At 50.5% G+C, this 16,005-nt stretch carries 9 protein-coding genes and 2 pseudogenes; 6 read left to right on the top strand and 5 right to left on the bottom strand.

What is annotated here, in order from left to right; translation table 11 throughout:
* Positions 1-398: 398 nt before the first annotated feature.
* Positions 399-542, bottom strand: a pseudogene (locus M6D81_RS31785) (IS4 family transposase); the annotation flags it as partial.
* Between the two features lie 378 nt (positions 543-920).
* On the opposite strand from M6D81_RS31785, the gene M6D81_RS09045 reads away from it, so the two are divergent.
* A complete protein-coding gene (locus tag M6D81_RS09045; RefSeq protein ID WP_262676543.1) occupies positions 921-1,166 on the top strand; it encodes a hypothetical protein in 246 nt (81 codons plus the stop codon).
* 392 nt (positions 1,167-1,558) lie between these two features.
* On the opposite strand, the gene M6D81_RS09040 is transcribed toward M6D81_RS09045, so the two are convergent.
* Complete coding sequence (locus tag M6D81_RS09040) at positions 1,559-2,494, bottom strand: helix-turn-helix transcriptional regulator (protein WP_262676542.1); 936 nt, start codon at positions 2,492-2,494, stop codon at positions 1,559-1,561.
* A gap of 119 nt (positions 2,495-2,613) precedes the next feature.
* Here M6D81_RS09040 and M6D81_RS09035 point away from each other — a divergent pair, with 119 nt between their 5' ends.
* Positions 2,614-3,063: a VOC family protein gene (locus M6D81_RS09035; protein WP_262676541.1), complete on the top strand. Its 450-nt coding sequence runs from the start codon at positions 2,614-2,616 to the stop codon at positions 3,061-3,063.
* A gap of 134 nt (positions 3,064-3,197) precedes the next feature.
* On the opposite strand, the gene M6D81_RS09030 is transcribed toward M6D81_RS09035, so the two are convergent.
* Positions 3,198-4,061 carry an SDR family oxidoreductase gene (locus M6D81_RS09030; RefSeq protein WP_262676540.1) on the bottom strand — a complete coding sequence of 288 codons (864 nt, stop codon included), beginning with the start codon at positions 4,059-4,061 and terminating at the stop codon, positions 3,198-3,200.
* A 181-nt stretch (positions 4,062-4,242) separates the two neighbouring features.
* On the opposite strand from M6D81_RS09030, the gene M6D81_RS09025 reads away from it, so the two are divergent.
* From M6D81_RS09025 to M6D81_RS09015, 4 genes and pseudogenes are all read left to right on the top strand, one after another.
* On the top strand, positions 4,243-4,803 hold the full coding sequence (locus tag M6D81_RS09025; RefSeq protein WP_262676538.1) for a TetR/AcrR family transcriptional regulator: 561 nt from the start codon (positions 4,243-4,245) through the stop codon (positions 4,801-4,803).
* A gap of 284 nt (positions 4,804-5,087) precedes the next feature.
* Positions 5,088-7,439, top strand: a complete 2,352-nt coding sequence (locus tag M6D81_RS09020; protein ID WP_262676537.1) for a glycosyl hydrolase 2 galactose-binding domain-containing protein — start codon at positions 5,088-5,090, stop codon at positions 7,437-7,439.
* A gap of 492 nt (positions 7,440-7,931) precedes the next feature.
* Positions 7,932-8,051, top strand: a pseudogene (locus M6D81_RS31780) (S-layer homology domain-containing protein); the annotation flags it as partial.
* A 488-nt stretch (positions 8,052-8,539) separates the two neighbouring features.
* Entirely contained in the window at positions 8,540-9,502 is a 963-nt protein-coding gene (locus tag M6D81_RS09015) for an alpha/beta hydrolase (RefSeq protein WP_262676536.1), read from the top strand.
* A gap of 26 nt (positions 9,503-9,528) precedes the next feature.
* Here the strand turns inward: M6D81_RS09015 and M6D81_RS09010 are convergent, their stop codons facing one another.
* The gene (locus M6D81_RS09010) at positions 9,529-10,209 is read right to left on the bottom strand and encodes a M50 family metallopeptidase (protein ID WP_410795708.1); all 681 of its coding nucleotides are present in this window, start codon (positions 10,207-10,209) and stop codon (positions 9,529-9,531) included.
* A 189-nt stretch (positions 10,210-10,398) separates the two neighbouring features.
* A complete protein-coding gene (locus M6D81_RS09005; protein WP_262676534.1) occupies positions 10,399-15,912 on the bottom strand; it encodes an S-layer homology domain-containing protein in 5,514 nt (1,837 codons plus the stop codon).
* Positions 15,913-16,005 lie beyond the last annotated feature (93 nt).

Here is a 16,005-nt window from a genome sequence, read left to right as displayed (position 1 = left end):
GACCATTTTGAGCGATAAGCTCCTACTTGCTTAGTAGCTAAGTAGTAACGTTTTTTCATAATATTAATTTATAAAAATTCGGGGTGGGTTGTCTTTCGCCTCGATTTTATTTTTGGTAAGTGAAGAGTATGGGGACAAACATTCCGAAACGTATCTTCTTTGATGAACATAAACATGGGGATCGCTTTGTAGACAAGCACAATGAGAAGCTGCGGGACGAAAATGGTAAGACAATTCCGTTATTAAGCGATGTGGCCTCGGTTGGAGGTAGGAAAGTTAGCGAATGCTTGGCTGTAAGCGATGTGGCCTCGGTTGGAGGCAGGAAAGTCAGGGTAAATATTGCGAACCTCTTGCCATTGCATGGCACATACACCTCGCTAAAGGTATTTCTTATTAACTCAACTTTCGCAGCTTGAAATCGACAAATACGCCTTGATGTAGTTAGGCAAACCGGCAATCCATTGCTGGAGTTGACGCTGAATCAAACTGGAGACTTTCTTTCCTACCTTTGTGGCGATTTCATTGATCAAATCGACAAGTTGCACGATGCGGAAGCACCGGCTTGAATGGCGCGAATTTTGCAAGTTCTATTTGTAATCCATGGTTTCACAAGTCACATCAAGTTTTTAAGCCGAATTTCGTTCTGCGAAAGTTGAGTTACTAAGTTTTCTACTGCTTTCTCACGAAGGGTTATGTCACACTATAGTAGTGAGATTGTATTTCAACTTTTTCCCGCGAAAGGAGATGTTTTAAGTGACTGCTTATATGGTATTGGTGGATTTAACTTAACCAATTACCGGGCATAGTAAATACCAATCTTAGAGTACAGCTTGGAATGATAGCGACCGGGAATATTACCAATGTTTTATGCTATGCCATAAACAGTAACCTTTCGTGAATACTGCTGTCAGCGGGATACGATGAAGGTCGCATCCCTTTTTATTAGCCGACTTTTGGCTTTTCGCCGTGAACAGCAGCTTCTTAGGAGGCTGCTTGTTCGCGGTATTTTTATACCTAAAAACAACTTAATTCTGTTGGAGAGGATGGGTTCATTGATTGATTTGAAACAATACGGCTATATTGAGACCGAAATGCCGCCGATAGGCATAATACCGGAAGAATTGCACCTCAATACCTTGCAAAAAATCTATGAGATGAGAAATTAGGGTCAGAATCTTCTCAAAGTCAAATTGCACGAATGAAACACCCGTGATATGATTAGAATAAGAATAAGGAGCCGGACGGCCATCCGACTCCCTGCACAACATTTTGGGTGGGAAACCTCCAAATGTCAGAGAAAATAATCCGCACCTTGGCGCTAACCTGGGCGGATTATTTTCGTTTATGCAGATAAGTGAGTAAAGCCAGTAAGAACATACCGAGCATGATCACTTCTGTCAACGAAAATTTCATAAGCATCACCCCCACTCTGGAGGCGATACTTTCCTGCCCAAGTCTGTTGTACACTAGTATTATATCAAAATATGTAATTTCTTGCACAGAAGGTTTGCGAATGCGATGTGCCATTGCTGTACAAGCTAGAGAGTAGTTTCTAAATCTAAATCCGCTCATAATGATCCAGTAGACTCTCTACTCGATCCCGAATCAATCGCTTTAACGATTCAGGCTTCACGGACACCACATTCTGACCATATCTCATCATATAGTCGGCTAGAAATTCCTCCTCGCCTGGATTGTAGAACCCCTTAATAAAGGTCCCGTCGCCACTTTCCATTTTCATCGAAGGATAATGTTCTTTATAAAAAATATCCTTTGCTTCTTCTAAAATCTCGACTTCAAATTCAATGCTATGGTTCGAACGGTAAAACTCCAATGAGCGACTAATAAGCTCGTCTATGGAATAGCGTTGTTCGCGCTCTTCTTCTATGAAGGTTATTCTGTCGCATCTGAACACTCTATGTTGGTTCGTATGCAACTCTATTCCAGCAGCATACCATTGACCAAACCTGGCGGAAATTTTGAAAAACTGCACATGGTAGCTCGTTTCCTGATTACTTTTTGCGTAACGAATGCAACAGCTGCTCTCATTAACAATGCTTTTAAGAATGCTGTCTAAAAAACGACTCACATACTGATGCTGAACCATTTCAAATTGCAGCACTTTTTTCATGCTATGTATTCGCTTGATTTGTTCCGGAGAAAGACAGTTTTCAAACTTCTCGTTCAGCCCATTGACACTTAAATGAAAGGGCGTAGATTGATAAGCGTCTAACGTCAACATGGCGAAATACAAGGCATACACTTCATCGATCGTAAAAATAATGGGCGACAACAATCTGTTTTTTAATATGCCGTATCGTCCATGTCTGCCATGTTCCGCATATATGGGCATGCCCAATTGCTCTAATGAAGCGATATCGCGCAAGGCCGTACTTTTTGAGATAGCGTATTTATCCATTAAGTCGCTTAAATTAAAGAATTCACGGCCGTTCATATATCTAATCATGTCATTTAAACGTTCGGATTTCTTCACGGTTGATCTCCTTATAAGGTGTCATAGTTTGATACCTTTATATTTTAGAATAAACGCAAGGCAGTCATCAAACGACCTGACATCACATTATATCTTGATACAAAAAGGAGATGCATACGATGCATGCAACACTAGAGGTAGCGATTTTCTTATCCATGAACGGAAAAGCCAAGGAAGCTGTAGATTTTTACAAAAAGCACTTTAAAGCGGAGGAACTATTGCTTGTCACCTATGAGGACATGGCAAAACGCGACAGCTCGCTGCAGCTTACGGATGAAAACAAGCATGATGTCTCGCATTCCGTCCTATTGATCGGAAAAACAAAAGTCATGCTGGCTGAAGATCCAATGGACCCCAAACAAAAATATGCAGTGGGAAACAACACTTCATTGTGTGTGCAAAGTGCGGACCTGGATGAGATTGAGGGCTTCTACAACAGCTTGACTACAGATGACAGGGTGAAAGTAATTGTCCCATTGGCCGGCAATGTGTTCAGCAAAGCATACGGCATTGTCGAAGACCCGTTCGGCGTTCAAATCCAACTGATGTATGATGACCGACTAAATTAGGATGGAATTACCGGACAGGACATAGTACCCATACGGATTGTTGAACAGGAAAGAGCCGTTGTAGAGGGAAGGCTGCAACGACTCTTTCCTATGAACATGATCGGAGATGGCCTTGCTGCAGAAAGTTACCTGCTCTAATCTTGTTTCCCGAGCAACGCGGTGGTGATCTGCTGCTGAAGCTTCTTGCCGCTTGGGTCCGACTCTGTCTTGAGCCGAGTGAATTGCTCAGCCCACGGCGACGTTCTCATCCTTACCGGAGGCTCATCCATCTCCATGCAGGACAGAATGACGCGCGCCACCTCCTCCGACGTCTGGTAGATTCCTTCCGATGCGCGGCTCTGAGTTCCCTGAATATATTGGTTCAATAATGGAGCATACTCGTCATCCTTCATCCCGCCGCTGCCCTGGAATTGCTGCAGTACATTGTTGGTGAATTCCGAGACGATCCCGCCGGGCTCGATCGCGGTGAACTTGATCTGAAAATGCGGTTGTACATAGCTTGCAAGCGATTCCGTATATCCTTCCACACCGAATTTGGCCGCGCAGTAAAATTCATTAAACGGCTGGCCCACCAGTCCTCCGACCGACGTAATATTGATGACGCGCCCGCTACGGCGTTGCCTCATGCTCGGCAATACGGCCTTGGTGCATCGCATGACACCCATCAGATTGACGTCGAGCTGCCATTGTATTTCTTCCTCCGTCGCTTGCTCCGTCGTACGAATGAAGCCTACACCGGCATTGTTCACAAGGATGTCGATATGCCCTTGCTCGTCGAGGATCTCCTGCACACAGCGGTTCACGCTCTCGCTGCTTGTAACGTCCAACTGCTTGACTGTGACATCAACTTGCTTTTGGTGCGCCGCTTCGAGCAAACGCTCTTTTTTCGTTACATCTCTCATAGTAGAATAGACCTTATAACCTTTGGATGCCAGCAGTAGCGATGTCTCCAATCCGACTCCGGTAGACGCTCCTGTAATAAGGACGACGTTATACATTGGCAGCAGCTCCCTTCACGATTAACGAGTATAGAGTGTTCACTCTGGATATAATATACAATATGGGGAAATGAAAGTCAAAACTATTCGTTTTCAGCCGAATTTCACAAGATAGATTTGTATCATTCTTTAAAATATAGAGTGTATACTCTTATTATGCCGCATATGACAGAAGGAGATCATGATGAATAAGAAGCAAGCTATCCTCCAGACAGCGTTGGAAGCCTTTGTAGAATACGGATTTCACGGAACGCCCATTACGAAGCTAATTGCCTCAGCCGGTGTGTCCAACGGAACCTTCTTTCATTACTTCAAAACGAAGGAGGAGCTTATTGCCTCCATTTATGTCGCCACGAAAGAAGAGCTTTATGAATTTATTGTACCGGACACGGCGGAAATCGTCTCCGTGAAGAAGGGCATACGTGAGCTGTGGTACAAGTGGATTCAGTGGGGGAGCGAGCACGAGCAGAAGTTTAAATTTCTCGAGCTGTTCGCGAGCTCTCCGTTCATCCATCGGTTGCACAAGGAAGAGATGAAGCGGCAGTTCGCCTTTATCGAGCAGTTGCTGAACCGGGGGATCCAGGAGGAGGTCATTGTCCCTATGAAGCTCACCTTGCTGAGTGAGCACATCTACGGCAGCATCAGAGGAATGATTATGTATCAGCAGAAGTACGGAAAGCTCTCCGAGGACGAGATGCAACACATGTTCCACTTGTTATGGAGAAGTATCGTGCAATTCTGATAAGTGGCAGGAAGGCATTACCAGACAGGATTGCGATAAGACGATCACTCCCGTACTGGGCTCTTACTAAAGTATTCATCGTCATTGTTAAGCGTTTTCAACATGGCGCTAACCTTCCTCTCGCTCTATGCCTCTACTATAAGACTATTGTCCAAGTTGGTCGGCGGGTTATGATGCATTGCTCCTATTCCATACCATTTAGCAGGATAGCAACCTGTCGGAATGGAAAGTCTGTGTGCTAAGATGAGCTTTATTCATAGCGCGATTGGAAGGAGTTACGGCACATGAAAGAGATACAATTGCAAGGCGCAGCCTGGCAGGTGAAAGGATTCTGGCCATGGGTTCCAATCAAATCCGTAAGCATGGAGCTCGGGCAGGAGCTGCTGGGCATATGCGAATGGCTGCCTGCTACCGTACCGGGCGGCGTACACTTCGATCTATATGAGGCAGGTCTCATTCCGAACCCGTATTACGAGCTGAACAGCCTGCAATGCGAATGGGTGGAGAATCGCTGGTGGATGTATCGTACGACAATCGACCCGATAGACGAACTGGGAGAGAAGTTCGAGCTGGTGTTCAAAGGCCTGGATTATGAGGCTATTATCTATGTCAATGGGGTAAGGCTTGGCGAGCATAAAGGGATGTTTACCGAGGCGGTAGTTGATATCACGGATATGATCGCACAGCGGCAGCCAATCGAAATAGCCGTTCTGCTGCTGCATGCTCCGGATGAAATGGGGCAAATCGGCAAAACATCGGAAACCTTCACACAAAAGAGCAGGTTTAATTATAAATGGGATTTCTCCACTCGCTTAGTGAATATCGGCATATGGGATGGCGAACAGCCACTCTATAGGGTCACAATTGAACTTTACTCGCTCTCAGGAAATCTGCTATGCACGCAATCCTTCCAGACGGGCATCCGCAAGCTGGAATATGAGCAGAACGAAGGCAGTCCTAGCGATGCGCTGCCTTATACGATACGAATCAATGGTCAACGCATCTATATTCGCGGAGCGAATCTGGCGCCGCTTGATCACTTGTACGGCAATGTGAAGGACGGTCAGTATGACTGGATGATCTATATGATGAAGCAAGCGAATATGAATCTTGTGCGCATATGGGGCGGCGGACTAATTGAGAAACATCGGTTGTATGAGCAGTGCGATCGGCATGGCATCTTAATCTGGCAGGAATTTATGCAATCCAGCTCAGGGGTGGATAATATTCCTTCGAAGAAGCCGCTATTCCTCGAGCTGCTGCGCCAGTCGGCAATTGCCGCATTGCGAACTCGCCGCAATTATACTTCGCTGACCGTATGGAGCGGCGGCAATGAGCTGATGAGCGAGCCGAATAAGCCATCCGGCTTCGAAGATGCCAATCTGGCGATGCTGCGGCAACTGGTGGAGCAATATGATCCGCAGCGGCTCTGCTTGCCTACTTCCGCTTCGGGACCTGTTCAATATATTACAGATGTGAAGGGCCTGGGACATGATGTGCACGGGCATTGGAAGTATATGGACAACCCGGAGCATTATCGGTTCTATGGCGAGAACGATAATTTGTTCCATAGCGAATTCGGGGTGGATGGCTTGAGCAGCGTCAAGAGCTTGCGCAAGTTTCTAAGCCCGGAGCAGCTAGTACCCGCATCGATGAAGGATAATCGCGTATGGCGGCATCATGGCGAGTGGTGGGACACCTGGGAACGCGATCGGAAGCTGTTCGGCGAGCTGGCGGATATTGAGCAGTTCTCTGCGGCAAGCCAATGGGTGCAGGCGGAAGGAATACGATTTATCCTTGAAGCCAACCGGCGGAGAAAATTCCGAAATAGCGGCAGCATTATTTGGCAGATGAGCGAGCCTTGGCCTAATGTGTCATGTACGAATCTGCTGGATTACTACGGGGAAACGAAAATGAGCTATTACTGGACGAAGCAGCCTTTCTCCCCCGTTCATGTATCGCTGGACTATCGCAGTCTGGGCGTAACGAAGGGCGAAGCTTTCGCACACCGTCTCTACTTGCATAGTCATCAATCCGGCGTTGACGTACACATTACGGTTGAAATTGCAGATACGGCTGGTCGTATCTATGATGTCCTGCACTATGAAGCGATTACGGCGCATGAGCAGGCGCAATATGTTGGCGAGATTCCCACACTTGTTCCCGACATGGAGGAAGGGCTCGTCCTGGTCAACATCACTTATCGCTCGAAGTACGGCACGCAATACTTTTACAGCAAATATGGTGTAGTGGATCAAGCGGATTATTGGTATATCGAGCATGGGGGAGAGCGGCCTATTGATGTCCTCATAGATCGCTCTCTAGGCGGGCAATCGGTCCGCATGTTCAATCAGAGCACGAAGCCTATCGATACAGGTTTTGATGCTGGTTTATTTCAGCATGTCTCCGTGCTCCAAGCGGGTGAGCTAAGCCGCTCATTTTACTTTAATGGCCATGTCTATGTGCTGGAATGCCTGGAGCGTGACTCCGGCGGCTACATGCCCTTCAATGAAGTGAAGGCGGTTCTTCAATTGCAATACGCGAAGGAGCAATACGAAGAGCATGTTCAGCAGCAGTTGGAACGAGCAAGCATTGAGGTGGAGCACGAGCTGGCCGAGCGTATTCACTACGAGTGAGCGTTAAGGAGGTGATTCATAAGGATAGAAATGTAAGCGGCTACTTAATAGTGGGAAATGCTGGATATCGCAACTAACAGGAGGGTAAAGATTAATGAAGTGTCAACATGAACGCAACAAGTAGTTACTTCTTCTCAATTCTCGCTCTTACGGTTGCCATCGAGCTTATTGCGTTTCAAACTCTACTTTTTTTGCTGTAACGGGCGCCACTGAGCTTATTTCGAGCTGAATTCACCATAATCACACTTTTCGTGTCACATTAGCGCCATGGCGACCGTTAGCCTGCAAATTCGCCCTTTTGAGCCAATTAAGCTCTGTGGCAACCGCTACATCCGCTCCGGCACCACACATGCCCTATATCGGTGCTCCAGTGTAGGTTGCTGCACCATTCTAGCTCACATGCCCCTTTTCAGCGCTCCAGTCCAGGTTTCCCTACACTAGTCCGGTTCGCACAGAAGTCGATCCTCGCACAGAAGGGGCGGAGCGGTTTCCGCGCTCTATAGTAAAGGTATTGTCGAGGGGAGAAGCGGAAATATAGCTGCTCCTAACGAAGCGCTGACCAGGGCAGAAGCAGCACAGACGATTGTGAAATTACTTGCCGTAATGAAATAGCGAAATTAATTGAAGAGTGGTAGGATGTATTGGCTAGTCAAGACAATAGGTAAATTGCATGAATGAAACACCCGTGATATGATTAGGATAGAAATAAGGAGCCGGACGGCCATCCGACTCCCTGCACAACACATTGGGTGGGAAACCCCCAGTCAGAAACCAGAAAATAACTCGCAGGCCGTTAACCTGGGCGGGTTATTTTCGTTTTTTTAGATATGTGAGCAGAGCCAGCAAAAACATGCCGAGCATGATCACTTCCGTCAACGAAAATTGCATGAGCATCACCTCCACTCTGAAGGCGATACTTCCCCACCCAAGTCTGTTGTTCACAGGTATTATATCAAAATATGTCATTTTTTGTACAGAAGAATAGTCGGAAATAACGCGAAGATGGGACATGTTCCTAACCGTCTTTCATCATTCTTTCATTGCTCCATGGTAATGTGGAATGTATGGTATTCCACTTTACCATGGAGAGGAACGGAACAATGGTCATTCAGATTCTGTTATGGACGGTATTGAGTGCGGTCTTTCTGATTGTTGCGGGAGGCTTGGGATTATCGTTCTACGTTTCATGGAAACTAACCAGGGGTACGCGGCGGAAACCGCTTGACGAATCACCGGAAGATTACGGGCTTTCATTTGAGAAGGTTGAATTTCCGAGCACGGATGGAATCCTTCTGAGGGGCTGGTTTCTTCCATCGCAGCGGGACGATGCGACCGCAACCGTCATTTTTGCCCACGGATACAGGGGGAACCGTCTGGAGCAAAAGCTGCCGGCGTTGCAACTGGCCAACGATTTGACAGATGCGGGCTTCAACGTCCTTATGTTCGATTTCCGCAATTGCGGTGAATCAGGCGGCAAGGTCACTTCAATTGGGCTATATGAAACAGAGGATCTTCTGGGAGCAATCCAATGGGTTAAAAGTCATCACCCTGCTTCGCCGATTGCGCTTCACGGCTTCTCTATGGGGGCTTCTACGTCGTTGATTGCGGCTTCCCGTTCTCCGGAAGTAGCCGGTATCGTTGCGGATAGCCCGTTCGAGTCGCTGACTCCTTATTTGGCGGATAATTTTTCGGTTTGGACCAAGCTGCCCAACTTTCCGTTTACGCCGCTCATTCTGGGCTTTATTCGCCTCCATGTCGGCAATCCGGATCACGTGAATCCCCGGGCTGAGCTGGATCGAATCTATCCCAGGCCGGTATTGTTTATCCACGGCGATGCGGATCGCGCTATTCCTTATTGGAACAGTAGGAACATGTATGAGACTCATCGCGACGTTTTTAGATTTTGGCGAGTTGCGAACGCAGGCCATGTTGGGTCCTATCGGCGGCACAAGGAAGCTTATGTGAAGCGGATCATTCAATTTTTCGAAGAGTTGGTCGTCCAAGAGAAGGGGCTTGATCAGGTTATATTGCCGAATAGGGAAGCGCAGGGTATATCCAAATGAGAACCGTCTCCGTATAGCCAGGATGTCTAGTGCTGTTCCGCTCTGGAAGGTCTCGGGACAAACAGCCGATTCAATGCGATGCGCGCACACCAAAGCGAGAAAAGAACAAACAGCAGTGACCAGATGAACGCCGGGACTGCGGTCGCTTGACTCAAGCTGGCCGCGTCGCCCGCTTCTGTAGGGGTAACGACAGACAAGTACAGCAGGATGAACGGTGTGACCAGCGCTTCTACCAGACACAAGAATGCGATCAGCAAATAATAACCCTTCTGCACCCAACCGGGCAGCAGCAGCACAATCCCCGTTAGCAGCACGAAGCCTGCACTCCAGAGCATGCCGTAATCATTGCGGATAAACAACGCCAGCGCGGCCGCGGCTGTGACGGCAATGATCGCAAGCCCCGACTTGACGCTACCGCGCGCATACAGCGCGAACAGCCAAACGGCAAACAGAGAAGCCCCCGCATAACCCGCCGCTGCGATTGGAATGACTCTCCATCCCGTTTCGAACACCGTATACGTCACACCGCTCTGATCGGGGTACAGGTGAATCTGCATGACACTTCCTCTCAGAACCAGTGCGGCCACGGCATGGGACAGTTCGTGCACTAGCGTATTGACGTTGCGGAAGAAAGAAGAGAAAGGGATAAATCGGGTCAGAATCAGCACCGCCGCCAGCATTAATCCCGTCCGCAGCCATCCGAACAATATAGACACATCCTTTCCGCATGCTCATTCACCGGTAAGCTCACCGGCTATCAGCATACCTTCCATTTTGCCCAGCATTTTCTGATGAGTCTAACGCTATACTTGAAGCGGTGCGTTGTCAATAAACCGCCGCATGAAAACGGGCGCCGTCAGGATAAATTCCTGAGACGCCCGTTAACTGCCTCCATCTTAATTGATGAATTTCACTGCTCTTAACATGCGTTCCAGCATCACTGCAGCTTCCGCACGAGTGATGGCATCCTGCGGATTCAACGACTGTGTGTCGTCTCCTTTGATGATACCCGATTGAACGGCGGCAGCCATATCATCCGCCGCCCAGTCCGATATCGCCACAGCATCCGTAAATTCTGACAGATCGATTTGATCCCTATCGGCGAATGTCATGCCGGCATAGCGCATCGCGTTGACGAGGAGAACAACGGTTTCCTCTCGGCTGATCTCCACGGCTGGACGGAAGCTTCCATTCTCATACCCGTGGACAAGCCCTTCCCTGGCAGCGGTATTCACAGCTCCTGCATACCAAGCATAGCTTCTGACATCGGTAAATACCTTTGAGCTATCCGACACAGGTTCCAGACCTAACGATCTGACCAGCATAGCCACCAACTCTGCACGGGTAACGAGGTCGTTCGGGGCAAAATGCGTCTCATCGATGCCTTTCACGATCAGCTTCGAGCCCAGTCGATTGACTGCTTCCTCGAACCATGTGTCTCTAACATCTGCAAAGTTCTTGTCATTAGACAACACGGCATAAATGCCGCCGGATCGGCTGCTCCAATGCACAGCATCCGACTGAATCAAAGCGGGCACAGGCGAGAACGCGTTTGCTTCGGGATGATAACGTGCAACCAGTCCGTTATCCGGTTGTACCTCGGTCCCGATCTTCTGCGTAACCGAGATATATTGTTCATAGGTCGCTAACATCTGCTCATGACCGTCAATTATCGTGGCAAGCCCGATCTTTAATGGCTCTCCAAGAAGCTGGCCGCCGATTGCTTCCACCTCTGCTTCCAATTCCTCTAAAGTGCCGCCGGATACAGTGGAAAGCCGCAATATTACCGCATTAAGCGATTCCTCCTGCAGACTTGACAAGACTGCTGAGGGCAGCTCGTAATCCGCAAGGCCAGTGCGCAGGATGAGCCGGCCATCGGGATTCGCCTCCGTCCATGCCAGAAGCGTTTTCACAGGCAGTTTCATTTCCCATTCCTGCGGATTGTCTGAAAGTGCCAGCAGATTGCCATCGATCACAATTTCGTCCGCTTCCAATTGTTCCGGTGTCAGCCGATACGTTCTTGTCATCGCTGCATCGGCTGTCAGGGTGATGAGGAAGCCGGGTTCCCTGTCTTCATCCTGGTCATCGTCATCGCCGTCATTATAGTCGTCGTTGCCGTTATCTCTTGTTACGATGTTGGTTATCGTAATTTCCGTGACAGCTTCATTGCCTGCCGCGTCCTTCGCGTAGACGCTATAGGTTCCATTCACGGTAACGTCGAATTGATTCGCGCCTAATATGTCGCTGCTGTCGGCGCCGCCTTGGAATTCAGCTGCGCTGTGGCTTCCGCGCATCCAGCTAAGCTCTGTCAGCGTATTGCCCGCCGACTGCCCGTACACACTTGCCGTCACTGTGACGCTGACTGCATTTTGTGTAGAGGTGCTGTTATCAGGTGCGCTGCTTAGAGCAAGATCAGGGGCTGCCGAGACGATGTGCACTCCGCCCGTATCCGGCAGTTCATAGGCTAGATCGGCGGCACCGCCGGATGTCCGCATAATGCTTGCACCGTCTGGAAGGCCAATTGGCGACAGAATGGCAATGCCGTCTACATCCACAAGATCTTGCGGAATGTCATACAGAAAGCTCAGCTCGGTTAATTCCGTTCCGCGATCACCTGAATAAGCAGCATAGACGACTTGGGTTACCGTACTGCCTCCGATTTCAAACGAAATCTCCGGTGTCCCGCTTACAGTTACTCCGTATCCATAAGTCACTTTAAAGGCTAAAGTCTGTCCTAAGCCGTATAGACCATCAGATGGCGCTGTTATGGCAATGCCGGTTACAACAGCTTTGAAAGCCGCAATGGCGTCATTCAATGCACTCGTTGCGCTATCCAGCTCGGTCTGCGATTGGTTCAGGCGATCGTCATACACGGCCTGCGCTGCATCAATCGCAGCTTGCAGCGTACTGCGTGCGCTTGCTGGCGCATCGCCGACGCCCGAGCCTTCCGGGTGATCCGTCAGCGCCTGATTCGCGTCCGAGATTGCTGCGGCCAAAGCCATTGCATCGCCTGCGCCGATTACGGCTCCCGCGAACGCCGTCACTGCTGCATTCAGCGTGCTGACCGCTGCATCCAGCTCACTCTGCGTTTGGTTCGCGCGATCATCGTACACGGCCTGCGCCGCGTCAATCGCAGCTTGCAGCGCACTGCGTGCGCTTGCCGGCGCTTCGCCGACGCCCGAACCTTCCGGGTGATCCGTCAGAGCTTGCTCGGCGTTGGAGATTGCTGTGGCCAAAGCCGTTGCGTTCCCCGATCCGATCACCGCAGCTTCAAAAGCCATTATCGCTGTTTCCAGCGTACTTGTCGCTGTGTCCAACTCACTCTGCGTCTGGTTTGCCCGATCGTCGTACACGGCCTGCGCTGCATCAATCGCAGCTTGCAGCGTACTGCGTGCGCTTGCTGGCGCATCGCCGACGCCCGAGCCTTCCGGGTGATCCGTCAACGCTTGCTCCGCGTCGGAGATTTCTCCGGCCAACGCCATTGCATTGCCCGCGCCGATCACGGCTCCCGCGAACGTTGACACCGCTGAGTTCAGCGTACTTGTCGCTGTGTCCAACTCACTCTGCGTTTGGTTTGTCCGGTCGTCGTACACGGCCTGCGCTGCATCAATTGCAGCTTGCAGCGTACTGCGTACGCTTGCTGGCGCTTCACCAACGCCCGAGCCTTCGGGATGATCCGTCAGCGCCTGATTCGCATCCGAGATTGCTGCGGCCAAAGCCATTACATCGCCCGCGCCAATCACGGCTCCCGCGAACGTTGTCACCGCGGCATTCAGCGTGCTGACCGCCGCATCCAGCTCACTCTGCGTTTGGTTTGTCCGGTCGTCGTACACGGCCTGCGCTGCATCAATCGCAGCTTGCAGCGTACTGCGTGCGCTTGCTGGCGCTTCACCAACGCCCGAGCCTTCGGGATGATCCGTCAGCGCCTGATTCGCATTCGAGATTGCTGCGGCCAAAGCCATTGCATCGCCCGCGCCGATTACGGCTCCTGCGAATACCGTCACCGCCGCATTTAGCGTGCTGACCGCCGCATCCAGTTGCGCTTGCGTGCGGTTCGCGCGATCATCGTACACGGCCTGCGCCGCGTCAATCGCAGCTTGCAGCGTACTGCGTGCGCTTGCTGGCGCATCGCCGACGCCCGAGCCTTCCGGGTGATCCGTCAGCGCCTGATTCGCGTCCGAGATTGCTCCGGCCAACGCCGTTGCATTGCCAACGCCGATCACCGCTCCCGTGAACGTTGACACCGCAGCATTCAGCGTGCTGACCGCCGTATCCAGCTCACTCTGCGTCTGGTTTGCCCGATCGTCGTACACGGCCTGCGCTGCATCAATCGCAGCTTGCAGCGTACTGCGTGCGCTTGCTGGCGCTTCACCAACGCCCGAGCCTTCGGGATGATCCGTCAGCGCCTGATTCGCATTGGTGATTGCTGTAGCTAATGCTGTTGCATTGCCCGCGCTGTTTACGGCTCCCGCGAACGCCGTCACTGCTGCATTCAGCGTGCTGACCGCTGCATCCAGCTCACTCTGCGTTTGGTTTGTCCGGTCGTCGTACACAGTTTGTGCCGCGTCAATTGCAGCTTGGAGCGTACTGCGTGCGCCTGCCGGCGCTTCACCAACGCCTGAGCCTTGCGGATGATCCGTCAGCTCCTGCGCCGCATCCGAGATCGCACCGGCCAGCGCCGTTGCATCGCCTGCAACCAATACATTATCGATGACAATCGTTTTGATCGTCACATTTCCAGCTGCGTCTCTGGCATATACCGTATACGTGCCATTATTAGCGGCATCAAACGCTCTAGGCCCTGTAATATCCGTTCCAGCGGCTGCAAAAGCCGCGGCACTATGATTCCCAGCCAGCCATTTCAATCGATCCAGAGAGTTGCCGCTTCCATTGATGTCCACAGCAACGCTCACGGTTACCGGATTGAAGGAATCTACCGTCGAAGAAGGTGTCAAGGTCAAATTCGGGGCACTTGGCATATTGACCTGATGAGACAAGGCCGCCGAAGTCTTCGCCGAATAAAAATCATCACCCGCATATTCCGCCTTCAGTGAATGGCTGCCCACAGATAATGAAGAAGTCGTCCATGTAGCCGTCCCTCCCGAGAGCGAACTGCTCCCGAGCGTCGTACTCCCGTCCTTAAATACAATCGTCCCCGTTGGACTATCCCCGTCTCCGCTCACTGTAGCAGTCAAAGTGACCGATTGGAGATAGGACGACGATGAAGCCGGTGTCACCGTCAAGCTGACGGAGGCAGCGGACTTCTGAAGCTGCGGAACAAGCTTTCCTCCTCCCCATGTCCAAATCCGCCCCTCGGTATCAATGCCACAAGAGAGGCCATCGCCAGCAGCAACTGAAGTGAACCGTACCGGATTACCGCCTGCATCCGTCACCACCACCTGGATAGGCACATTGGAACTTACAGTCGATCCATTGCCGAGCTTGCCGCCGTTATTGTTCCCCCAAGCCCATAGATCTCCATGTTCATCCAGAGCCAGGACGTGGGTATCGCCGGCGGATATGTCTGCGATGGCGACCGGAGCGCCGCCGTCTGTGATGGGCAGGAGCTCCGGCTCATAACGAATCGCATTCGTTGCGCCCCCGTCACCCAGTTGCCCAGCCTCGTAATTGCCCCATATCCATACCTGTCCATCCTCGTCCAGCGCAGTATTCATGAACCAGATACCGGATGAAACGGACTGAAATAATACATCCGTCCCCCCGCTGTCGGTCGGTGTATACTTTCGCGGATCAAGATTACTATTGTTACTAATCCCCCATACATAACCCGAAGTATCAATGCCTAATAAGTGATCAAATTTCCCGTCAATCCGCTGGAAAGACTCCGCGTCGATTCCATATCGGGTAGCCGGAATCGGTACCTCCGACCCTTCTGACAGAACTCTGGTAAAATTCCCAAAGACCCATAACTTCCCGTTCTCGTCCAAAGCATACGATGAAAATCTCAGCGCCGCAATTTGCTCGAACACCACCTCGCTCCCGCCATCCGTCGCCGAGATCTTCGTCCATGAATGAACTGCTCCCACTGCAGAACCGTTGCCCAATTGCAGGTTGTTGTCGTTCCCCGTCGTCCACAATCGGCCGTCCGTATCTAATGCCAACCCATGCTCCGTGCCCGCTTTCACGTCTTGGAATGTTACGGGCGACCCGTTATCCATTACCTCGACTCGTTTCGCGTCATCGACAGTAATGGTCGTTCCGTCACCGTAAGCTCCGAATGAATTATTGCCCCAGGCCCAAATTTGGCCGTTGCTGTCCAGGGCATATCCAAAATTTAAATTCTGCGAAACCGATACGAATGTCTGAGCCGCGGCATGTACCTTTACAGGCATAAGCAGTGGCTGAAGTAAAATGATGAATGTCAACGCCAGCATCCCTAATTTCTTCAAGTAAACTCATATCCTCCTTTAATGTCACTCTTTTATCTGCTCATTCTAGCAACCGCTACTGAAAGAATAATGAAAGAATTGCATCTGAGATGA

Origin of the sequence: Paenibacillus sp. J5C2022 (assembly GCF_025567625.1) — a bacterium.
GTDB lineage: Bacteria > Bacillota > Bacilli > Paenibacillales > Paenibacillaceae > Pristimantibacillus.
The sequence above is the reverse complement of the archived record's forward strand: the minus strand, read 5'-3'. Positions and strand labels throughout refer to the sequence as shown.

Coding starts and splice junctions, on each gene's coding strand:
- M6D81_RS09045 (WP_262676543.1), top strand. CDS start 921: ATGAAGGTCGCATCCCTTTTTATTAGCCGACTTTTGGCTTTTCGCCGT.
- M6D81_RS09035 (WP_262676541.1), top strand. CDS start 2,614: ATGCATGCAACACTAGAGGTAGCGATTTTCTTATCCATGAACGGAAAA.
- M6D81_RS09030 (WP_262676540.1), bottom strand. CDS start 4,061: ATGTATAACGTCGTCCTTATTACAGGAGCGTCTACCGGAGTCGGATTG.
- M6D81_RS09025 (WP_262676538.1), top strand. CDS start 4,243: ATGATGAATAAGAAGCAAGCTATCCTCCAGACAGCGTTGGAAGCCTTT.
- M6D81_RS09020 (WP_262676537.1), top strand. CDS start 5,088: ATGAAAGAGATACAATTGCAAGGCGCAGCCTGGCAGGTGAAAGGATTC.
- M6D81_RS09015 (WP_262676536.1), top strand. CDS start 8,540: ATGGTCATTCAGATTCTGTTATGGACGGTATTGAGTGCGGTCTTTCTG.